The following is a 21,585-nucleotide window of genomic DNA, read 5'->3' on the forward strand; positions in this document are numbered from 1 at the left end:
AAGAATTCGATGAACGGTAGACCCCGAGGTGTATGGAGATGGCTGAGCGCGACCAAGCACTGACAGATCCCAAGGCAGTGTTCGCGGCGTTGGCGGAGATTCTCTACTCCGCGGCAGACAGCGCCGAGGTGTACTCCGCGATCTGTTCGGCGGCCGTCGAGTTGATCCCCGGTTGCGATCACGCAAGTCTGATGCTGCGACGGGGAAACACCAACGTCACGGTGGCTGCCAGCGACGAGATTGCCGAGTACGCAGACGATCTCGAGCGGGCCACGGGTGAGGGGCCGTGCATCGACGCTCTCGACACGGAGGCGCCGCAGCTCGAGTCGGACCTTCGGACTCCGAATCAGTGGCCGGAATTCGCCCGGAAGGTAGTGGCGGAGACACCCATTCGCGGCTCGATGGGGTTCCGACTGATGGTCGATCGTCAGAAGTTCGGTGCCCTCAACCTCTTCTCGGATACTCCGGGTGCTTTCACCGAGACCGTTGCCGACCACGCGATCATGTTGGCGTCGTTTGCGTCCGTGGCCGTCACCGCGCTGAACCGAGGAGAGGATGCCGACTCGCTGCGGCGCGGCCTGGCGAGCAGTCGCGAAATCGGTCAGGCCGTCGGTCTACTGATGGCATTGCATCGTGTGTCCGACGACGAGGCCTTCGACATTCTCGTGCGAACCTCGCAGAACATGAACGTCAAGATCGCCGAGTTGGCGCGTAAGGTCATCGTCCAACATCGTTCGACTCTGGACTGAGCGCTTCGTTCGTCCCGGGTGAGCCGAGGAGTTGAGATCGCTTGCGATCCACCGTCTCTCGAAGTGCCGTCACCACCGCTGCGACTTCCGGGCGTCGCAAGGATTCCGAACGGGCCACCAGCCAGTACGAAAGTCTGACTTCGATGTGAGCCGGCAGTACGCGAATCAGATCGTCGTGCTGCTCGGCCATGAAACAGGGGAGCAGGCCGATGCCGGCACCCGCGCGCGTTGCCTCGATGTGGACGAACACGTTGGTGGACGTGACGGCCTCGCGCATGGAAACCGTGAGCTTGCGAGCCAGATCGAGTTCGTCGACCTGCAGCATCGAGTCGATGAAATACACGAGCGAGTGTTCGGCCAGATCTTCGGCACTTTCGGGAACGGCGTTCTGACGTAGATATTCGCGGGAGGCGTACAAACCCAGCGCGTAGTCGGCCAGATGAACGGCTTCGGCGCGGTGAACTTGAGGCTTGCCGACAACAACCTCGATGTCGAGCCCTGAGCGTATCTGCGACGCCTTTCTGGTCGCGACAACTATCTCCACGCTCACGCGAGGATGGCGTCTGCGAACTGCTGCGCCGGCAGGGGCCGCGATGTACGCGCTGAATCCGTCGGTTGCCGAGACCCGCACCACGCCGTCGAGTTGCTGCTGACCGGTGGAGTCGAGCGCCAGTTCGTTCACCGCAGCCTCGATGCGCTCGGCCGCGTTGAGTGCTTGTCTGCCCAGGTCGGTCAACTCCCAGCCGCCGGACGAGCGAACCAGGACACGACCGCCGAGACTCTTCTCGAGTGAGGCGATGCGGCGCGAGATGGTGGTGTGATTGAGACCCAGGTCGTCCGCGGCGGTGTTGAAGCGGCCGGTGCGGCCGACTGCGAGAAGGACGAGTAGGTCGTCGGGGCTCAGTCCGAAAGTCATATCTGCATTTTTGCACCTATATGGTGCGATATTTGCCATTGTCGCACCGTCAATCTGCACTGATACTCATCGAGTCACAAAAAATGTGCGAGCGGTCACATTCCTGATCGTGAAGAGCAGGCGAATCGCGAACTGAAGACGAGGGAGTCCACGATGAGCGTCGACAACATGCCGAAGCCCGAGAGCCAAGCCCCACCATCGGGGCTGAAGAAGGTGGTGGGCGCCTCGATGGCGGGTACCGTCGTCGAGTGGTACGAGTTCTTTCTTTACGGCACGGCGGCCACGCTGGTCTTCAGTAAGGTCTTCTTTCCCGGCGGCGGCAACGAGCTGGATGCGATCATCGCGGCTTTCATCACCTACGCCGTCGGATTCGCCGCACGCCCACTCGGCGGGATCGTCTTCGGATACTTCGGCGACAAATTCGGCCGAAAGCAGTTGCTGCAGTTCAGCTTGTTGCTGGTCGGTGCCGCGACCTTCCTGATGGGCTGCCTACCGACTTACGGTCAGATCGGCTACTGGGCGCCGGCACTGCTGGTCACGCTGCGCTTCATCCAAGGATTTGCCGTCGGCGGCGAATGGGGTGGGGCGGTACTCCTTGTCGCCGAACACAGCCCGAATCGATCTCGCGGCTTCTGGTCGTCCTGGCCTCAGGCGGGCGTGCCGATGGGTAATCTGGTGGCCACTGTCGTGCTGTTGATCCTGACATCGACGCTCTCGGACGAATCCTTCATGAGTTGGGGCTGGCGCGTTGCCTTCTGGCTCTCCGCAGTCATCGTTCTGGTCGGGTACTACGTTCGGACCAAGGTCACCGACGCTCCCATTTTCATTGCCGCACAGAAGGAAGCGGAACTGGTCAAGGCAGCCTCGTACAGCGTTTTCGAGGTAGTCAAGCGTTACCCGCGCGGAGTGTTGACCGCGATGGGCCTGCGTTTCGCCGAAAACGTCATGTACTACCTCGTGGTGACCTTCTCGATCACCTACCTCAAGGTCGTCGTTCATGCGGACACGGCGCACATCCTCTGGTGGATGCTGATGGCACATGCCGTGCACTTCGCAGTGATTCCGTTGGTAGGCAAGCTGTCCGACACGATAGGTCGACGCCCGGTGTACATGATCGGCGCCGTCACCGCCGGAACGTGGGGGTTCTTCGCCTTCCCGATGATGAACAGCGGGCACAATGCAGTCATCTTGTCGGCAATCATCATCGGGCTTGTGTTCCACGCGTTCATGTACGCCGGCCAACCCGCGATCATGGCCGAGATGTTCCCGACTCGGATGCGCTATTCCGGTGTCTCCCTGGGATATCAGGTCACGTCGATCGTGGCGGGGTCACTGGCTCCGATCATCGCGACCGGACTGCTGAGCAAGTTCGATTCTTCGGTCCCCATCGCGATCTATCTTCTGCTGGCATCCCTGGTCACCATCGTCGCGGTCATTTTCGCGCGGGAGACCAAGGGAATCTCGCTCGAGTCCGTCGACGCCGCTGACGCGCGAGTGCTAGCCGACGAGCGGGCCGGTGTGTCCGCATGACGCTCTCCGGTAAGACGGCACTGGTCACCGGCGGTGCCGGCGGGATCGGTGAGGCGTGTGCTCGACTCCTTGCCGCCCGCGGCGCGCGTGTGACCGTCGCTGATCTCGACGACGTCGCCGCGAAGTCGCTGGCCGAGGAGATCGACGGCACTGCGTGGGCCGTCGATCTCCTCGACACCGACCAACTCGTGGATCTGGCACTCGAGACGGACATACTCGTCAACAACGCCGGCATTCAACGGGTCAGTCCCATCGAGGATTTCGACGTCGAGGACTTCCGGAAGATTCAGCGCCTCATGGTCGAAGCGCCGTTTCTCCTCGCTCGGGCCGCCCTGCCGTACATGTATCGCAACGGTTTCGGCCGCATCGTGAACATTTCCTCGGTCCACGGGCTCCGCGCTTCGGCCTTCAAGAGTGCGTACGTCACGGCCAAGCACGGTCTCGAAGGACTGTCGAAGGTTGTGGCACTCGAGGGCGCCCCACACGGCGTCACCAGCAACTGCGTCAATCCGGGCTACGTCTTGACGCCCCTCGTGCAGTCCCAGATTTCCGACCAGGCAAAGGTTCACGGCATCAGCGAATCCGAAGTGGTCGAAAAGGTGATGCTCACCGAGAGTGCGATCAAACGGATGGTCGAGCCTGCAGAAGTGGCATCGCTGGTGGGCTGGTTGGCATCGACCGAGGCGTCGATGGTGACGGGGGCGTCGTACACCATCGACGGCGGGTGGAGCGCCAGCTAGACCACTCGTTTGGTCGGGTTGCTGGTCGGTCGAACTGCTGGGCTCAGGCCTCGGGAATCTCGATTCCGAACTTCTCGCGGGTGATGACTTCGGGTTCGGGGCCGCCGCGAACTCCGGTGTCGAGTGCGTCGATTGCGGAGAGTTCTTCGGCGGTGAGTTCGAAGTCGAACACGTCGAAGTTCTCCGCGATCCGCGAGGGAGTCACCGACTTGGGGATCACCTGGCGGCCCTGCTGGAGGTGCCAGCGCAGCATCACTTGTGCAGACGACTTGCCGTGAGCGGACGCGATGGCGCCGATGGTGGCGTCCTCGAGGGTCGAGCCGTGGGAGCCGTCGCGGTAGAACGTGATTCCGCCGATCGGCGACCATGCCTGAGACAGAATGCCGTGATCGGCGTCGGCCTCGAGCAAGGTCGACTGCCGGAAGTACGGATGGACCTCGATCTGGTTGACCGCCGGCACCACGGACGTTGCGTCCAGGAGTCGGGTGAGGTGATCCGGCATGAAGTTACTGACTCCGATGGCGCGGACCTTTCCGTCGGCCAGAAGCCTTTCCAGCGCCTTGTACGCGTCGATGGTGCGCTCGAACTCGCTCGGCAACGCCTGGTGGAGGATGAGGAGGTCGAGTCGTTCGACACCGAGTTTGCCGGCGCTCTTGTCGAAGGCATGCAGAGTCTCGTCGTACCCGTAGTCGGTGATCCAGACTTTCGTTTCGACGAAGATCTCGCCGCGATCGAGGCCGGATCGCCGGATCGCCTCACCGACGCCCTTCTCGTTGCCGTAGGCCGCCGCAGTATCGATATGGCGATATCCCGTCGACAGCGCGGACTCGACGGCGGCGACTGTTTCGTCCGGCGGCGTCTGGTAGACGCCGAAGCCCAGCGCGGGGATGTCGACGCCATTGTTCAGTTTCAGGGTCGGGATGCTCATGTCGTCCACGGTAGTGGCGGCGCTGGTCGGGCGGGAGTGATTGTTCAGCCGGGTAACGGCAGTACCCCTTCAGGCCTGGGAATTCGCGATCGGGAGACTGGTCAATGAGTGAGCACTATCTTCAAGCCGACTATGAGGGTGGCGACGGCGGCGAGTCCGAACGCTGCCAGATGGGTGTTCGTACTGACTTTCTCGCCGTGAAGTCGGCTGATCACGTAACTGGTGGAACCGATCCGCAGGATCAAGACGATTTCCGCGATCAACTGCGCCGTCCGCGGTTCCAGGAAGTTGAACCACGCTGTCGCGAGAATGACGACAGGAACAACCGCAGAGGTGAGGATCGGGACGGAATCGCGAAGCGAGTCGATTCTCTCCGCGGTCGTCAGTCGACGATCGTTGCGAATGCTCTCGCCGACACCTTCGGCGAAGGTGTGGGCGATGTATGTCGACAATGCCGTGCCGACCACAATCGCGGCGCCAAGCGATTCCTGAGATTTCGTCACCGGTATGAGTGCGGCGAGGACAAGAATGTTGCCGTAGATGTACGCGGTGGTCCTCGCCGCGACACGTTCTTGTCCCAGCGGCGCACCGTGAGAGGTGATCGGCCGGTTCAGCAGGGTTCGCAGGTCCCACTCCATGTTCAGAGCATGGCAGATCAGACCCTGGGGCTGTAGTGCATCGGGTTATCTCGCTGCTCGACCGGGGGCAGGTTGCGCGCCGGTGTGTGGACCAGTGGTGCGTCGGCGGGGATTCGGCCGTTCGCTCGGTCCCATCCCGCGCGAGCACGTGGCTGATACCGGTATCGCCACGGCACCAGACGGAAGACGGCGTTGACGCTCCGGCCGACGGCGGTGTGGATTCTCTGGTCTCGGCCACTCCACGAGTAACCGAGAAGGTCGCGAACGGGTTGGTCGTACATTCCGACCGTCAGCCAGACGAATCCGCGGGCGAGGGGGATTCGGGCGAGCCGCCACAACGGATCGGGAAGCCACGTCATGTACGGGGGCTTGCCGAGTCCCGACAGGTCGAGGACGTCGCGGGTCGCCTTGTTGTCTTCGAGTACGTTGCGGCACATGTGGTCCCAGTACTCCTGAAATGCTTCCCAGGTCTCGGGAACAGGGCGCATGCTCATCCCGTACAGGCGATACCACTGAATGTGTTCGGTGAAGAGCTGACGTTTCTGGGCCTCGGTCAAGCCACCCGAGAAGTTCTCGGCCGTGACGATGGTGCCCATGAAGAACGTTGCGTGCGCCCAGTAGAAAGTGTCGGGATCGAGTGCGTGATATCGACGACCCAACTTGTCGACGCCCTTGATTCGTGTGTGATAGCCGCGGACTTCTTCGGCTGTCTGCTGCGCGCGATCGCCGTCGAACACCACGCCTGCAATGGGATACAGCGAGCGGTACAGCCGTTCCCACCGCTCGTCGAAGAACTGTGAATGCTCCTCGACTCCGGCGCCGAGCCCGGGGTGCATGTTCTGCATCGAACCGGCCCAGACGCCTTGCAGCATCCCGCGCCAGTCGCCGAAATACTTCCAGGTCAGGGAATCCGGACCGAGGGGAACCGGGGTGCTGCTGTCGTCAAGTTGACTACGCATGTTGTCAGATTAGGATCGACAACAGCGGTAGTCAAGATTGAAAGCCAGTTGAATCGATCAGGTGTCGGCGAAGTGGGGAAGTTGTGAGCATCGAAGAACGCAGGGCCACTCGAAAGGCGACGTTGTTCGACGTCGGAGTGACACTGCTCGGTGCGGTCGACGGTCCGGCCGTCAACGTGCGTGCGGTCTGCAAGGCCGCCGGTTTGACCGAGCGGTACTTCTACGAGAGCTTCACCGATCGTGATCAGTACGTTGTCGCGGTCCACACGTTTGTCGCCGAGCGGGCGCAGTCGGCGCTGGCGTCGGCAGTGGAGTCGGAGACTACATCCGAGGCCGTCGCCACCGCTGCGGTCGACGCTTTCGTCAAGCTCATGGTCGACGATCCGGCGATGGGGAGAGTGCTCCTGATCGCTCCGCTCTCGGAACCCGTCCTGAGCGGACGCGGTATCGAATCGATGCCGGCGTTCGTGGACCTCGTGTACGACCAGTTGTCCGAGATCGCTGACCCCGTGGACAAGCAACTGGTGGCCGTCGGACTGGTCGGGGCGTTGTTCACGCTGTTCATCGGTTATCTGGACGGCACGATCGTTGTGGACCGCGAACGATTTGTTCGCCACTGCGTCAGGCTGCTGATCAACGCTAACCAGGCGTGAAGGGCTGGCAGGCCGGGCAGAAGAAGATATTTCGCTCGGTGAGCTGATCCGGTCCGAGGGTGTCTTCGGTGATGCGAGTTCCGCAACGGCGGCAGGGTTTTCCGCGTCTGCCGTACACCCAGGTCTGCCTACCTGGACGGGTGTCGCCGGTCGTGACCCGGATGCGACGTGACTTGTTGACGTTGATGGTGCGGAACGACAGGTCGACTATCGCGTCGAGATTTCCGGCGAGACGTGTCGGCGTTCTCGGGTGAATGCCTCGTAGGAAGCAGATCTCGTTTCGGTACACGTTGCCCAGTCCGGCCATCACCCGCTGATCCAGGAGCGCGATTCCGATCGGTTCGGAGTCTGCAGCGCGCAGATTCTCGACGGCCACGGAACTGTCCCAGTCCGTTCCGAGGAGGTCCGGTCCGAGGTGTCCGACGGCCTCCTGTTCCTGCCCGAGTTCGAGGATCTCGGTGATTCCCAGTGAAAAGCCCACTGCTACAGAGTCTTCGGTGGCCAAGATGATGCGCGCTTGATGGGCGGGTCTGCGCCAGCGCTCGCCGGGGCGATAAATCTGCCACTGACCTTCCATCTTCAGATGCGTGTGAACGGACGCTTCGCCCACGCGGATCAGCAGATGCTTTCCGCGACTGGCGACGGAATCCACACGATGACCTGACAGATCAACGGTGGCATAGCGAGGAACGCGGACATCGCAGGTAGTGAGTACCTTCCCCGCCAGGGCAGCGCGCAGATCGTTGGCGGCCCGCCACACGGTATCGCCCTCAGGCATGGTCGCCGCCCCCACTCTTCACGATCGCAACACTCAGGTTCTCAACCATCATGATCTCAAGCGGAATCCGCGAGGGGTGGCCGCGAAGCCGGCTTCGACCAGGACGGGAGCAAAATCGTTGCCGTGGATGGTCTCTCCGTCGACCTTCTCCACCACCAACTTGTCGATGGCGCGAGAGGTCACCTTGTGTGCAAGTGACAGTGCTGCCATCCGCAAGGTGCCCCCGTCGTCGGTGAAGGTCAAGATCGTGCGGCCGCCGCGTTCGACGAACAGAACCAACTCACCCTCCACCAGAACTACCAGTGCGCCGGCTTTTCGTCCGGGTCGGTGTCCTGGTGATTCCTCGCCCCCCGACGCCGGCCACGGCAGCGCCGCGCCGTACGGGTTTGCCGGATCGCACGCCGCGAGAGTGACTGCAGCCGAGGAAGTATGGCGTCCCTCGATGGAATCACCGAACGTGCGCAAGCGGTCCACCACGGGAGGAGTCGAGAATTGAGCGCCGCCCAGGGTATCGACGAAGTATCCGCGTCGAGCGCGCCCGTTGTCCTCGAACGTGCTCAGAACCTTGTAGATCAACGCGAAACCGCCCGGCACGTTCTCGCTCATCACCGATCCGCGGGTGACGACGCCGTATCGTTCGAGCAACAGATCGGCCGTGGCGTGCGCCCGGATGGTCGGGTCCGGTTCGATCGCCGGCAGTTGGAACCACCGACCGGAAGCGGTCGCCGGTCCCGTGCGGGCCGGGGTGGAAGCGCGTGCCATTCCGCGGTACGGACGTGCCCGCGGAACACGTCGAGGGGATCGGTGACTTGTTGTTGTCCTGGTGGTGTCGGAGAGAAGTGCGCGCAGCGGTGCAGCGGTGTCGTTTCCGATGTGTCCGAGCCACACCAACTCCCACAGTGCCGTCGTCACCGCACTGTCGACCGTGTCCGCAGCCGACTCCGTGGTTCGCAACGCGTCGACCAACTGGCGGAAGAAGTAGGCACCGCCGCCGGACAGCAGGTCGAGGATGCGCTTCTGCAACTCCGAGACGTCGGTGTCGGCGGGCGAATTGAGCGTGATCGGTGCCAGGTCGGCGGGGTGCAGCACCACCCACCCGTCTTTGCCCGATATAGCTCCCGATCCAGACCACAGGACTTCACCCGTCGACGTGAGTTCGTCCAACATCGCGGGGGAGTAGTCGGCAACTCGGCTCGGCAGGATCAACGATTCGAGAGCGGACGCCGGAATCGGAACGCCGGCAAGTTGATCGACCACCGTTGCAACACCGTCGATTCCGCGCAGCGTGCCGCCGACATGCTGCCAACTGGGAAAAAATCGTCCGAGTGTTGCGGTGCTGACCGGCTCGACCTCCTGCCGGGCCGCGGCGAGCGAGCGACGCCGCAAGCGACGTAGGACTTCGGCGTCGCACCATTCGCTCCCGGTTGCAGACGGGCGGAATTCTCCTTCGAGAACACGCTTTTCGAGCGCGAGCCGACCGAGAACGTCACGCGCGACGGATACTCCGAGACCGAAGCGTGCAGCCGCGTCGGCGAGAGTGAAGGGTCCGTGGGTACGTGCGTATCGGCTCAGGAGGTCGTCGAGTGGCTGATCGACCGGCTCGATGAACGCCGCCGGAACGCCGATCGGCAGTGGAACGCCGAGTCCATCGCGAAGCCGCGCTGCATCTTCGACGACCGTCCACCAGCTCTCGCCTGCATAGGAGACATGGAGGGCGCGTTTGTCCGCAACCAGCTTGTCTAGCCAGGAGACCGGATCCTCGAGACAGCGTTCGGTGACTTCTTCGGTGGTCAGCGGGCCGAGCATGCGCAGGAGGTCGGCAACACCCTCGAGGTCCTTGGCCTTTCGCTCAGGGACGAGCCGTTGCAGCTCACGTTCGGCCTGCTCGATCACTCCGGCGTCGAGTAGCTCACGCAGTTCGACGCGGCCGAGGAGTTCGGCCAACAGCGTGGAGTCCAAGGACAAAGCGGCGGCGCGTCGCTCGGCCAGGGGGCTGTCGCCCTCGTACATGAACGCGCCCACGTAGTTGAACAGGAGAGCACTCGCGAACGGTGAAGGTGAGGGCGTCTCCACCTCGACTATTCGGATCTGGCGCCGTTCGATCTTGCCGAACAATTCCTTCAGTGCAGGCAGGTCGTAGACGTCCTGCAAGCACTCGCGCACGGTCTCGAGCAGGATCGGGAATGTCGGGAACTTGCGGGCGACGTCCAGCAGTTGCGCGGACCGCTGACGCTGCTGCCACAGCGGTGCACGCTTTCCGGGATTGCGGCGGGGGAGAAGCAGTGCGCGGGCGGCACATTCGCGGAATCGGGAGGCGAACAACGCAGAGCCGCCCACCTCCTGGGTGACCAGATCTTCGATGTCCTCGACGTCGAAGGTGAACAGTTCGGCGCCGGGAGGCTCGTTCTCGGTGTCGGGGAGCCGGATGATGATGCCGTCGTCGGAGGCCGTCGGACTGGAATCGACGCCGTATCGTTCCTGCAAGCGCGCCCCGATGGCGAGGGCCCACGGCGCGTGAACACGTTGGCCGTACGGGGAATGCAGCACCAGACGCCAGTCGCCGAGTTCGTCGCGGAAGCGTTCCACCACCAGCGTGCGATCCGACGGTACTTGTCCGGTGGCAGTCTTCTGCTCACCGACGAGTTGGATCAGATTGGTTGTGGCGTTGTGATCGAGTCCGCCCACGCGGCAACGCTCGACGACGTCGGCTTCGTTACCCAGCGCGGTCTCTCGAACGAATTGGCCCAACGCCTGTCCGAGCTCGGCAGGGCGACCGAGCCCGTCGCCGTGCCAGAAGGGCAGACGACCGGGCATGCCGTAGGCGGGGCTGACCAGGACCCGATCGAAGGTGATTTCCTCGATCCGCCAACTGGTGGCGCCGAGCGCAAAGACGTCGCCGACCCGGGATTCGTAGACCATTTCTTCGTCGAGTTCGCCGACGCGTGATGCTTTCTCTCCGACCATGTAGACCGTGAAGAGCCCGCGGTCGGGGATGGCACCGCCGGAAGTGACTGCCAAACGCTGCGAACCCGGCCGGCCCGTCAGCGTGTTGGACTCGCGATCCCAGACCAGACGCGGACGTAATTCGGCGAACTCGTCCGAGGGGTACCGCCCGGCGAGCAGATCCAGAGTCGATTCGTAGGCCGAACGGGGAAGCGTTGCAAAGGAACCGCTTCGGCGCACGGTCTCGAACCAGTCGTCCACGTCGATCGGCTCGAGTGCAGTGGCCGCAACCGTTTGCTGGGCAAGTATGTCGAGGGGGTTGGCGGGAACCGCCATCGCCTCGATCTTGCCTTCGACCATGCGCTCGACGGTCACCGCGCAGTGAATCAGGTCGGTGCGGTGTTTCGGGAAGACCACCCCTCGCGAGATTTCGCCGACCTGGTGGCCGGCGCGGCCGACACGTTGCAGTCCGCTGGCAACCGAAGGCGGTGCCTCCACCTGGATGACCAGGTCGACGGCGCCCATGTCGATTCCGAGTTCGAGACTGCTGGTGGCGACGACGCATCGCAATCGACCCGATTTGAGGTCGTCTTCGATGAGGGCGCGCTGGTCTTTGCTGACCGATCCGTGGTGGGCGCGCGCAAGGAGAGGTTCTGCACCGTAGTTGACCTCGGTGGGAGCTCCGATCTGCGCGGGCGGGCGAGGTGTTTTCTCGACGGCCAGACCGATGCGTTCTGCATGAATCTCGTTGAGCCTGGCTGTCAAACGTTCGGCGAGGCGTCGAGAGTTGGCGAACACGATGGACGATCGGTGGTCGAGAACGAGATCGACGATCTGTTCTTCGACGTGGGGCCAGATCGAACCGGCTTGCGGGGTGGGGGATTCGGAACCGTCGGCCGGCGTCGCGATCCCCAGTTCGGTCATGTCCTCGACGGGAACTCGGACGGTGAGGTCGAAGGTCTTGGCGGCAGGTGGTGCCACGATCCGGATGGGTGCCGAACCGGCCAGGAACCGCCCGATCTCCTCGTGCGGACGGACAGTGGCCGACAATCCGATGCGTTGCGCCGGACGCTCGAGCAAGCCGTCCAGGCGTTCCAGCGAGAGCGCAAGGTGTGAGCCGCGCTTGGTGCCCGCCACCGCGTGAACCTCGTCGACGATCACGGTATCGACGCCGACGAGTGTTTCCCGGGCGGCGGAGGTGAGCATCAGGAACAACGACTCCGGCGTCGTGATCAGAATGTCCGGCGGCCGCTTGATCAACGAGCGCCGATCGGCCTGGGACGTGTCGCCGGAACGGACACCGACGGTGATCTCGGGCGGAGTGAGGCCCAGACGTTTCGCCGTCTGGGTGATACCGACCAGCGGAGCGCGAAGGTTCCGTTCGACGTCCACCCCGAGCGCTTTGAGTGGCGAGATGTAGAGGACTTTGGTGGTGCGTTCGCTGTCGTCCTTGGCTGCGAGCTGATCGAGAGCCCAGAGGAACGCCGACAATGTCTTGCCGGAGCCGGTGGGTGCGACGACAAGTGTGTGAGAGCCACTCGCGATGGATTCCCAGGCGCCGAGCTGCGCAGCAGTCGGAGCGCTGAAAGCGCCGCCGAACCACTCGCGTGTGGCGGGCGAGAACCTACCGAGGACGTTGGTCACGACCACCATATTGCCCCTTCCCACCGACAGCGTGTTCATGCCCGCAGCCGAAGTGCAGAGCATACTATTTGCCCTGTTATAGCTATTCTCTTGTTATCGAGAAGGCGAGTGCCTGATGGAAGCAGTCAAGATTGTCCTCGAGCTGGCGGTAGTGCTCGGGGCGATTGTCATGGGTACCAGATCGAGCGGTGTCGCTCTCGGTCTGTGGGGCGGCGCAGGTGTTGCCGTCCTCGTGTTCGTCTTCGGAGAGGACGTCGGCAGTCCGCCTGTCGACGCTCTCCTCATCGTCCTGTCCGTCGTCCTTGCGTCGTCGATGATGCAGGCGGCCGGTGGTATCGACTGGATGGTCACCATCGCAGCGAAGTTGATCGAATCCCGCCCGAAACAGATCACGCTGATCGCGCCGTTGGTGTCATTCCTGTTCTCGGTCGGTGCCGGTACATCCAACATCCTCTACCCGCTGCTTCCCGTCATCTACGACGTCTCGTACAAGAACGGTGTGCGGCCGTCACGGCCGCTGTCGCTGTCAGTTGTCTCGACCGGCGTGGCGCTGGCGTGTAGCCCGGTGTCCGCGGCGATGGCCGCAATGGTCACGCTGACCGACGTGCCGCCTTACGATTTCGAACTCATCGACATCATCAAGATCACCTTCCCCGCTGCCGTAGTCGGCATCGTCCTTTCCTCCATCGCGGTCAACCGCCTCGGCAAGGATCTCGACGACGACCCGGAGATACAGGCGAAGTTGAAGTCGGGCGAATTGGCCGGACCGGGTGCAGCGTCCAAGACTGAACTCGTCTCGACGAAGACCGGTCGAAACGCGGCACTGATCTTCCTGGCCGGCGTCCTGGCTATCGTGATATTCGGCCTGTTCAAGGGAATTCGCCCCGAAGCCGCCGACGGTACCCCGATGGGGATGACACCGATCATCGAAATGCTGATGTTCGTCGTGGGCACGTTGATCCTGCTGGTGTGCCGCCCGAATGTCGCCGACGTGCCGTCCTCGACCGTGTTCCGCGCCGGTATGGTCTCGGCCATCGCGCTGTTCGGTCTGGCATGGCTGACGGACACATTCATCAGCGCCCATTCCGAGCTGATCACGAGCACCGTCGGCGACTGGGTCAACGCCGCGCCGTGGATCTTCGCGCTCGGTGTCTTCCTGGTCTGTGTACTGACGACCAGTCAGTCGACCGCGACGCGGACCATTGTGCCGATCGGTCTCGCAGCCGGGATTGCGCCCGGCCTGGTGAGCGGAATGTGGGCCGGAGCGTTTGCCGGTGTCTATCTGTTGCCGACGAACGGTTCGCAGATCGCGGCTGCGAACTTCGACCTCTCGGGCAGCACGAAGCTGGGATCCAAGCTCGTCGACCACTCGTTCTTCCTGCCGACCATCATCTTGGCCGTGACGACGATTGCGGCCGGTGCTCTGTTCGGAGTGGTGCTCGGCTGAGAGTTGAGGCTGAGTCTTACGTCAGCTGTTGCGGTAGTGGTCCCAGCTCGCCTTGCACGCGTGGGCGAGCTGGTCCACCCGTTCGGCGTCGGGTGCAGGCCAGTCGACGCCGGGTTCCATGATGTATGCGGCCAGTTCGTCTCCCAGTAGGAATTCTCGTTTGAATTCGGCCTGAACCGCGCTCAACGTGATCCCTGCCTCGTCAGCGCGGGCGCGCGAGTCGGCGAATCTGGCTCCGGCCGCGATGATTTCGAAACTGCCGAGGTACGGCTGATTGAGAGCGACCGCATCGGGATCGTCGACCTGAAATCCCTTGCGATGTGCGACCGCAAGTGTGCGTATGAGCTCCGGATCCATAGTCACGGGATTGTCGCCGCGTCGATTGCCGTCGTGATCGCCACGATTGGAGAGCGCAACGACGTCGGGGAGCCGATCTACTTCCGGCCGTTCGACATTGACGGCGCCGTCCCGCCGGGTGGTGTGGTTCATCGTGTCGTGGAACGACAACGTCGTGAACGATCGGCCGAGTTCGAAGCTCTTCTCCACCATGGCTTCGATCAGTGCGTCGCGAGTTCTTTCGTAGACGCCCAAACCGTGTTCAGCTGTCTCGGTGAAGGTCTCGGCGAGGTCCTTCCAGCCCGCGTCGTCGCTCGGCTCGAGCAACAGGGGGTAGAACGAGAAGGTGACAGGGCGAACTGCGTCGACGCCGGTGAGGTCCGCTCTGTTGCCGGCACCGGCCTTGTGGACGCGGGCGAAGGCTTCGCGCAGTGACGCTTCCAGGTTTTCGGGCTTCGCACGGTTGGGATCGCGAATCATGCGAGGGTGCGGATTCTCCACGTACACGATGCGCGAATCGATTTCGGCCCAACGGCGCACGATGGAACTGGTGGACATGTCGGTGAAGTCGAATTGCAGTCGCTGTGTGAATTCGGGTGCGAGAAAGCGTGAGAGTTCTGCTGGAATCGCGGAACCCGAGTGTGGGCAACTGACGAGAAGGTCTGCTTCGGCGATGGCGTCGTCGAGACTGCGGGAGTCGCGATCGGCATAGAACGTCAGGTCCTCCGGCGTGAACACGGTTCCGGCCGGGATGAGTACTGGTTCTCCACTGGTCATGAGCCCCAGCGTAATCGAGTGCAACCGTGCAATCGAGTACAACCGTGCAGACTCAGTATCCGCTGAGTCGTTCCACGAGAGCTGTTTTGATCTCCGGCCGACCAGCCGCGACCAGAGTGAAGGTGGCTTCACGCATGAGCCGCTCGGCGGTGTTGCTGCCGACCAGGGCGCGGCTTCCGGTCGCGGTGACGAGCGCGGCCGACGCACGCACAGCAAGTTCCGATGCGCGGGCGCGTGCAGCCGACATGTCGCCTCCGTTGCGCAGTGCTGCATCGAGATCGGCGCGCGCCCGGACGGCTTGTTCCTCGAACGCGTCGGCGTCGACTCCCAGATCCGCGAGTTCGGTCACTGCGCGGCGGGTGATGCCCATGGCCATCGCGCCGTTGAGCCACAATCCGGGGAGTTGGGTGCTCTGGAACTGTTCGTCGCTGACGACGGCACAGACATCGGTGTCGGGAATGTCGAAAGCGTCGAACACGATTCGGACGGTGTTGCTCCCGCGTGCCGCGATCAGTGGAAGTTCCTCGATCGTCAGACCCGGAGCCTCGCCCACCGGTACGACGGAGTGAACGATGGAATTGTCGAACTCGTCTCGCGCCGAGACCAGGAGTACATCGACGATTCCCCAGCCGGTGACGAAGGGTGCGATGCCGTCGAGGACGTAGCCGTCGTTCACCCGCTTCGCCCACAGGAGCGGCGGCCGGGGGATGGCGCCGGCATACGCAACGCCACCGCGAATCGTGCCGGAAACGAGCCCGTCCCAGTATTGTTCGCGCAGAGACATATTGGAACTCGAAGCCAAGGCTCCGACGACGCCGTGATGCTGCATCCAGGTGAAGGTCGTTGCCAAGCAACCGCCGCACAAGGTTTCGAGGACGTCGACCAGTTCTTCGCTGCTGGGTCCGCCCTCCCCGAGGGCGGCGATGCCGTAGAAGCCGTCGGCGGCGAGCGCGTCGAAATGGCTGCTGGGGATTTCTCCGTCGGCGTCGACGCTGTCGGCGACGGGAAACAGAACGGTATCGGCGATCTCACGCGCAAGCTCCGGCCACTTGGTCACGCTGTCAGGGTAAGCCGTGAGCGGGGGTTGTGGTGTGGAACCGGAACCGCGCATCTAGAACGAGGGCGGCGAACTCACGATGAGGAATCTCGCCACCGCATCGGTGCGATTGAACCACCGATGCGGGATGGTCGAGGTGTAGAGGAGGGTGTCACCGACGTGAAGGACGTGATGCTCGTCCAGTCCCACCTCGACTTCGACAGATCCTTCGAGTACGTGAATGAACTCTTCGCCGGCATGCTCGGTGTGTTCGCCTGCCTCGGAGTGAGGTGCTGCCGTGATCTCGTTGGGTTCCATGGTGCGTGAACCGGTGGAGCAGAAGCGGATCACCGAATCGTGTGCCAGTTCGAACGTTCGCCCTTCCCCGGCGCGGACGAGGCTGGACGGAGTTCGTTCACCTTGTGCCAACAGCGCATGAGCGGTGGTGCCGATCGATTGCGCGAGGCGATGAAGGTTCATGACACTGGGTACTGCGTGGCCGTTCTCGGTCTGGCTCAGGAAGGGCTGCGACAGTCCCGACTTCACGGCGACCTCACGCAACGTCAGTCCGGCTTCTTTGCGCGCCGTCCGCACGGCAGCCCCGATTGCGGTCGCTATCGCCTTCTGGTCGTCGTCCATGTGCCGAAGATAGCAGTGCTCTGGTGAAAGTTTTGATTACACAGACGAAACAAATTCGACCACGGTAAGAAATTATCGACGTGCTGAATAGTCCCGTACACGAAACACTTCCAGCTTCGGACGGAGATCGGCGCATGGCCATCCATCCTGTCGACCAGCGGCTCCCCATTGCCCGCCAGTCTGCTTTTGCTCTTCAGCACGTCCTCATCATGTACACCGGCTGCATCACGGTTCCGTTGGTTTTCGGTGCCGCCGTAGGGCTGGATCGCAGCACAGTCGCGATGCTGATCAGCGCGGACTTGCTCGTTGCAGGCATCATCACGATCATTCAGAGCTTGGGCGTCGGGAAGGTCGCCGGTGTTCGGCTGCCGATCGTGTGCGGGGCGACCTTCGCCGGACTGACGCCGATGATTCTGATCGCGAAGGAGTACGGCCTGCAGGCGGTATACGGGTCCATGCTGGTCGGTGGTGTAGTCGGCATAGCTTTGGCCGTACCGTTCGCCAAGATCGTCCGATACTTCCCGCCCCTGGTCACCGGCGTCGTCCTCACGGTCATCGGCATCTCGTTGATCGGGGTCGCAGGAGGCTTGATCGTCGGAAACGACCCCACCTCCCCGTCGTTCGCCGACCCGAAGAACCTGGCGCTGGCTGCGGCTGTCGTCGTAGTCGCGGTGGCGTTCATCTGCCTCGGCCGCGGGATGTGGACACAACTCGGAGTGCTGATGGCATTGGTGATCGGTACCGTGATCGCCATACCGATGGGCCTGATCGATCTGAGTGGCGTCGGTGGTTCGGCCTGGGTGGGTTTCCCGATGCCGTTCCATTTCGGAGCTCCGGAGTTTCCCGTCACCGCGGTGGTGGCGATGAGTATCGTCATGGCAGTGGTTTTCGCCGAATCGACGGCGAGCATGCTGGCCGTCAGCGAGATCACCGGAAAGCCTTTGAAGAAAGCAGATCTGGCACGAGGCCTGGTGGCCGACGGTATGTCGGGAGTTCTGGGCGGAATCTTCAATGCCTTTGTCGACACTGTTTTCTCCCAGAATGTCGGCGCTGTGGCCACTACCCGGGTGTACAGCCGGTACGTGACCGCTACCAGCGGTGCCATTCTGATCGTCCTCGGCCTCATCCCGCGAATGGGTGAAGTGGTTGCCGCCCTACCTGATCCGGTGGTCGGCGGTGTTGGCATCATCTTGTTCTCGACTGTCGCCGTGGTCGGAATCAACACGCTGCGCAAGGTCGATCTCAGTGACCCGATCAACACCACGATCGCTGCTGTATCCGTCGGAATCGGCATTCTGCCGGAATTTGCGGAGGGGATGTTCGAGCGGTTCCCCTCCTCGGCACAGATCCTCCTCGGTAGTGGCATCACTTTGGCTGCGGCCTCGGCCTTTTCGCTCAACCTGCTGTTCAATCACAGCCGACTGGGTGAACTCGCGAGACGATCGCGCGAGAGCCTTCACCCCACTGCAAAAACTGAACCCGCTACCAGCTCTGCAGGAGACGCCAGTGCCATCGTCACAGTCTGATTCTCTGTCTGGATCCGATCTCTTCGAAGTGCCCGTCATCGACATCTCGCCTTACGTACTCGGTGGTGCCGACCAGGACAAGGCGCGTGTGGCTGCCGACGTCGACCATGCTTGTCGGACTGTCGGTTTCATGCAGATTCGGGGTCACGGCGTTCCAGTCGACATTTCTTCCGGCCTCGCCGATGCCATGGACGACTTCTTCGGACTGCCGCTGGAGACCAAATCGGGCTACCGAATCGCGGGCGCGAATCGTGGGTACAGTCCGCCCAAGAGTGAGTCGCTGAGCTTGAGTCTCGGCGTCGAATCCGCGACCCGGATGAACGACTTTTTCGAGGCGTTCAACATAGGAACCGAAGCCCGATCATTCGCCGAACTCGAACTGTCGGAGGAGGATTACGGAATCAACCTGTGGCCGGCAGTGCGTGGTTTCGCGGAGCGAGTGGAGAACTACTACGCCCATGGCGAGCGGGTGGCGCGGACACTCACCACCATTTTCGACGACGCACTGGGCCTGACCCCGGGATTCTTCGAGTCGATCACCGACCATTCCATCGACGTATTGCGGATGAACAATTACGCACTGCCCGAAGGGGCGGTGACGTTGGACGGCGAGTTGAAGGGGATGGGGGAACATACCGATTTCGGGCTGGTCACCGTGTTGTGGGCGGATCAGGTCGAAGGTTTGCAAGTGCTCGGGAGCGACCGACGCTGGCACGACGTCTGGCCGGAAGACGATGCGCTGTTGGTCAATCTTGGGGATCTCACCGCGCGCCTGACCAACGACAAGTGGATGTCCACGTTGCACCGAGTAGCGCCTCCGGTGGTGAACGGCACCGTCAAACGTCGACGATCGGCCGCGTTCTTTCACGACGGAAACGTCGATGCGGTGATCGCGACACTACCGAGCTTTCGCGACGACTCCGGCCTGGAATACGAACCCATCACTGTTCGCGATCACATCAAAGCCAAGCTGGCCGGGTCGAGGCAGGGGAAGTCCAATACCGCCGCAGTTCGTGAGGCGGCACGGGTGCTCTCGGCGGCCGAGTTCGAGGTGAAGCAGTGAGCCCTCGGAACATCGTCCTGATTCACGGCGCCTGGGCAGGTGGTTGGGTCTGGGATCGGGTGCGTGGCCCTCTGAAGTCGGCCGGCTTCGATCCCGTCGTGGTGCAGCTTCCCGGCTCCGGGAGTTGGAACCCCGACGACGTGATCGATCTTGCCGCTGTCGCCGAACATGTTGTGTCAGTGATGGAGTCATTGGACGGGCCGGCCATCCTGGTTGGGCACTCAGGCGGCGGGATCGTGGCCTCGCAGGTGGCCGAGTGGATACCTTCGCAGGTAACGGGTCTTGTATATGTCGCGGGAATGATGCTGCCGTCGCAGATGGATTTCGGGATGCTGTGTGCTGAAGCCGGTTTGGAAAGTCCGGTCGGGATCTCGCGTTGGTTGGTCCCTGTCGGCGAAGGCGAAGCAACGGCAGTTCCGCCGGAAGCCGCTGCCGCCGTGTTCTTCCACGAAGCGCCGGTCGCCGATGCGATAGGCGCAGCGCGCATGCTTGTCCCACAATTGGAGTCCGCCCGTTTGATGGCAGCGGACTGGACCGAAGAGCGATTCGGAACCGTGCCGAGGCTCTATGTCGAATGCACCCTGGATCGAACTGTGCCGATCGAGGCTCAACGTGCCATGCAGAGACTTGTCCCCGGTGCCCAGATGGTCAGCCTGGGCACCGATCATGCACCTCAGTTGTCGGCGCTTCCGGAGCTGATCGACGCGATCACCGAATTCGCCCAGCAGGTGTTCAGCCGAACTCGACCCCTTGAGCCAGCGGCAACTGGTCCGAGTAGTTGACGGTATTGGTGGCTCGGCGCATGTATGCCTTCCACGAATCCGAACCCGATTCGCGTCCGCCGCCCGTCTCCTTCTCCCCGCCGAATGCGCCGCCGATCTCCGCACCGGACGTTCCGATGTTCACGTTCGCGATGCCGCAATCGGAACCGTCGGCGGCGAGAAAACGCTCGGCTTCACGCTGATCGAGCGTGAAGATCGAGGACGAAAGTCCTTGAGGCACATCGTTGTGCAGCGCAATGGCGTCGTCGAAATCGGTGTAGGTCAAGACGTAGAGGATGGGTGCAAAAGTCTCCGCCCGTACCACCTCGGTCTGTGCGGGCATACGAACGAGTGCAGGTGTCACGTAGAACCCGGATTCGCCGACGCGGTCGCCGCCGCACACTACGGTCCCGCCGTCCGCGCGCGCGGCCGAGAGCGATTTCTGCATCGCCTCGAACGCGGCTTCGTTGATCAGCGGCCCGACCAGAACACCGGAGTCGAAGGGACTGCCGACCTGGAGTTGCGCGTATGCGGACGCAACGCGGTCGACGACGTTGTCGGCGATCGACTCGTGAACGATGAGCCGGCGCAGTGAGGTGCAGCGCTGCCCGGCAGTTCCGGCGGCGGAGAAGACAATTCCGCGCACGGCAAGCTCGAGATCTGCCGACGGCGTGACGACGGCGGCGTTGTTTCCACCCAGCTCCAGGAGACTTCGTCCGAAACGCTCGGCAACTCGTGGAGCCACGGCGCGGCCCATTCTCACGGAACCGGTAGCGCTGACCAAGGCCACAAGTGGGTTGTCCACCAAGGCCTCACCGACGTCGCGTCCGCCGATGATCAACTGGTGGACGTCTATCGGCGCATCACAGTCGGCGAGTGCGCGTCGGAGGAGGGCGTCACATGCCAGTGCAGTCAGTGGCGTGGTTTCCGAAGGCTTCCACACGACGGCGTCACCGCACACGAGAGCGATGGCGGTATTCCACGACCACACCGCGACGGGAAAGTTGAACGCGGAGATGACCCCGACGACGCCGAGCGGGTGCCACGTTTCCGTCAACCGGTGGCCAGGACGCTCGGACGGCATGGTGCGTCCGTAGAGCTGCCGGGAGAGACCGACCGCGAACTCGCAGATGTCGATCATCTCCTGTACCTCGCCGAGAGCTTCCGAGGTGACCTTGCCTGCCTCCAGCGTCACGATCTCCGCGAGATCCTCCTTGTGCTCGGTCAGTAGGCTTCCCAGCCGCCGCACGACCGCCCCGCGCGCCGGAGCGGGGACGGTGCGCCAGGTGAGGAACGCTCGATGAGCCGCTTCGACGGCGTCGTCGACTTCTCGGCCGGAGTGTTGCCGGACCGTACGCAGTTGTGTACCGGTGATCGGACTATGTGCGCTCAGATCGCCGGCGGGCCACTCGACACTGCAGGCAGCGAGGGCGTTCTCGGCGCGGTCGGCGAGGCTCGAAGAATCAGGCAGGTTCACTGGGAGTCCTCTGTGGTTGTAGGCGGGGGTGGTTGTAGTCGGGGG

The 21,585-nt window shown here is 62.8% G+C and carries 18 protein-coding genes; 8 read left to right on the forward strand and 10 right to left on the reverse strand.

From position 1 onward, the window contains the following. Positions 1-32 precede the first annotated feature (32 nt). Entirely contained in the window at positions 33-749 is a 717-nt protein-coding gene (locus G8767_RS18550; RefSeq protein WP_095969034.1) for a GAF and ANTAR domain-containing protein, read from the forward strand. On the opposite strand, the gene G8767_RS18555 is transcribed toward G8767_RS18550, so the two are convergent. Further along, positions 718-1,665, reverse strand: a complete 948-nt coding sequence (locus G8767_RS18555) for a LysR family transcriptional regulator (RefSeq protein WP_095969035.1) — start codon at positions 1,663-1,665, stop codon at positions 718-720. The genes G8767_RS18550 and G8767_RS18555 overlap by 32 nt on opposite strands. Positions 1,666-1,818: 153 nt before the next feature. On the opposite strand from G8767_RS18555, the gene G8767_RS18560 reads away from it, so the two are divergent. Together G8767_RS18560 and G8767_RS18565 are read left to right on the forward strand one after the other, a co-directional pair. Next, on the forward strand, positions 1,819-3,195 hold the full coding sequence (locus G8767_RS18560) for an MFS transporter (protein ID WP_166811058.1): 1,377 nt from the start codon (positions 1,819-1,821) through the stop codon (positions 3,193-3,195). Beyond that, positions 3,192-3,935 (forward strand): 3-hydroxybutyrate dehydrogenase, encoded by a 744-nt coding sequence (locus G8767_RS18565; protein WP_095969037.1) that lies wholly within the window; start codon positions 3,192-3,194, stop codon positions 3,933-3,935. The genes G8767_RS18560 and G8767_RS18565 overlap by 4 nt, the downstream gene beginning before the upstream one ends. Before the next feature lie 43 nt (positions 3,936-3,978). On the opposite strand, the gene G8767_RS18570 is transcribed toward G8767_RS18565, so the two are convergent. From G8767_RS18570 to G8767_RS18580, 3 genes are all read right to left on the reverse strand, one after another. Continuing rightward, positions 3,979-4,863 carry an aldo/keto reductase gene (locus G8767_RS18570; protein WP_166811060.1) on the reverse strand — a complete coding sequence of 295 codons (885 nt, stop codon included), beginning with the start codon at positions 4,861-4,863 and terminating at the stop codon, positions 3,979-3,981. 101 nt (positions 4,864-4,964) lie between these two features. After that, the gene (locus G8767_RS18575) at positions 4,965-5,501 is read right to left on the reverse strand and encodes a hypothetical protein (protein ID WP_003940745.1); all 537 of its coding nucleotides are present in this window, start codon (positions 5,499-5,501) and stop codon (positions 4,965-4,967) included. A 17-nt stretch (positions 5,502-5,518) separates the two neighbouring features. Continuing rightward, positions 5,519-6,460 (reverse strand): oxygenase MpaB family protein, encoded by a 942-nt coding sequence (locus G8767_RS18580; protein ID WP_166811062.1) that lies wholly within the window; start codon positions 6,458-6,460, stop codon positions 5,519-5,521. Positions 6,461-6,543: 83 nt separating this feature from the next. Here G8767_RS18580 and G8767_RS18585 point away from each other — a divergent pair, with 83 nt between their 5' ends. Next, on the forward strand, positions 6,544-7,113 hold the full coding sequence (locus G8767_RS18585) for a TetR/AcrR family transcriptional regulator (protein ID WP_054781863.1): 570 nt from the start codon (positions 6,544-6,546) through the stop codon (positions 7,111-7,113). Here the strand turns inward: G8767_RS18585 and G8767_RS18590 are convergent. Next, positions 7,100-7,891 (reverse strand): Fpg/Nei family DNA glycosylase, encoded by a 792-nt coding sequence (locus G8767_RS18590; protein WP_166811064.1) that lies wholly within the window; start codon positions 7,889-7,891, stop codon positions 7,100-7,102. The genes G8767_RS18585 and G8767_RS18590 overlap by 14 nt on opposite strands. Positions 7,892-7,939: 48 nt before the next feature. Further along, positions 7,940-12,487: an ATP-dependent helicase gene (locus tag G8767_RS18595; protein WP_166811113.1), complete on the reverse strand. Its 4,548-nt coding sequence runs from the start codon at positions 12,485-12,487 to the stop codon at positions 7,940-7,942. 106 nt (positions 12,488-12,593) lie between these two features. On the opposite strand from G8767_RS18595, the gene G8767_RS18600 reads away from it, so the two are divergent. Further along, complete coding sequence (locus G8767_RS18600) at positions 12,594-13,925, forward strand: anaerobic C4-dicarboxylate transporter family protein (protein ID WP_095969040.1); 1,332 nt, start codon at positions 12,594-12,596, stop codon at positions 13,923-13,925. Between the two features lie 21 nt (positions 13,926-13,946). Here G8767_RS18600 and G8767_RS18605 read toward each other — a convergent pair whose 3' ends face one another. From G8767_RS18605 to G8767_RS18615, 3 genes are read right to left on the reverse strand one after another with little or no spacing between them, the layout of a single operon-like run. Continuing rightward, positions 13,947-15,038, reverse strand: a complete 1,092-nt coding sequence (locus G8767_RS18605) for an N-formylglutamate amidohydrolase (RefSeq protein ID WP_166811066.1) — start codon at positions 15,036-15,038, stop codon at positions 13,947-13,949. 52 nt (positions 15,039-15,090) lie between these two features. Then, complete coding sequence (locus G8767_RS18610) at positions 15,091-16,095, reverse strand: acyl-CoA dehydrogenase family protein (protein WP_166811068.1); 1,005 nt, start codon at positions 16,093-16,095, stop codon at positions 15,091-15,093. Between the two features lie 54 nt (positions 16,096-16,149). Next, positions 16,150-16,713, reverse strand: a complete 564-nt coding sequence (locus tag G8767_RS18615; protein WP_166811071.1) for a cupin domain-containing protein — start codon at positions 16,711-16,713, stop codon at positions 16,150-16,152. A gap of 134 nt (positions 16,714-16,847) precedes the next feature. Between G8767_RS18615 and G8767_RS18620 the strand changes: the two genes are divergently transcribed. Genes G8767_RS18620 through G8767_RS18630 form a run of 3 tightly spaced genes read left to right on the forward strand, consistent with a single transcriptional unit; the run spans position 16,848 to position 20,084 of the window. Further along, on the forward strand, positions 16,848-18,239 hold the full coding sequence (locus G8767_RS18620) for a nucleobase:cation symporter-2 family protein (RefSeq protein WP_166811073.1): 1,392 nt from the start codon (positions 16,848-16,850) through the stop codon (positions 18,237-18,239). After that, on the forward strand, positions 18,220-19,302 hold the full coding sequence (locus G8767_RS18625; protein ID WP_166811075.1) for an isopenicillin N synthase family oxygenase: 1,083 nt from the start codon (positions 18,220-18,222) through the stop codon (positions 19,300-19,302). The genes G8767_RS18620 and G8767_RS18625 overlap by 20 nt, the downstream gene beginning before the upstream one ends. Next, positions 19,299-20,084: an alpha/beta fold hydrolase gene (locus tag G8767_RS18630; protein WP_166811077.1), complete on the forward strand. Its 786-nt coding sequence runs from the start codon at positions 19,299-19,301 to the stop codon at positions 20,082-20,084. The genes G8767_RS18625 and G8767_RS18630 overlap by 4 nt, the downstream gene beginning before the upstream one ends. On the opposite strand, the gene G8767_RS18635 is transcribed toward G8767_RS18630, so the two are convergent. Continuing rightward, positions 20,035-21,540 carry an aldehyde dehydrogenase family protein gene (locus tag G8767_RS18635; RefSeq protein ID WP_166811080.1) on the reverse strand — a complete coding sequence of 502 codons (1,506 nt, stop codon included), beginning with the start codon at positions 21,538-21,540 and terminating at the stop codon, positions 20,035-20,037. The two genes, G8767_RS18630 and G8767_RS18635, sit on opposite strands and share 50 nt — an antisense overlap. Positions 21,541-21,585: the final 45 nt, after the last annotated feature.

It is taken from the genome of Rhodococcus sp. IC4_135, assembly GCF_011602025.1.
GTDB lineage: Bacteria > Actinomycetota > Actinomycetes > Mycobacteriales > Mycobacteriaceae > Rhodococcus_F > Rhodococcus_F baikonurensis.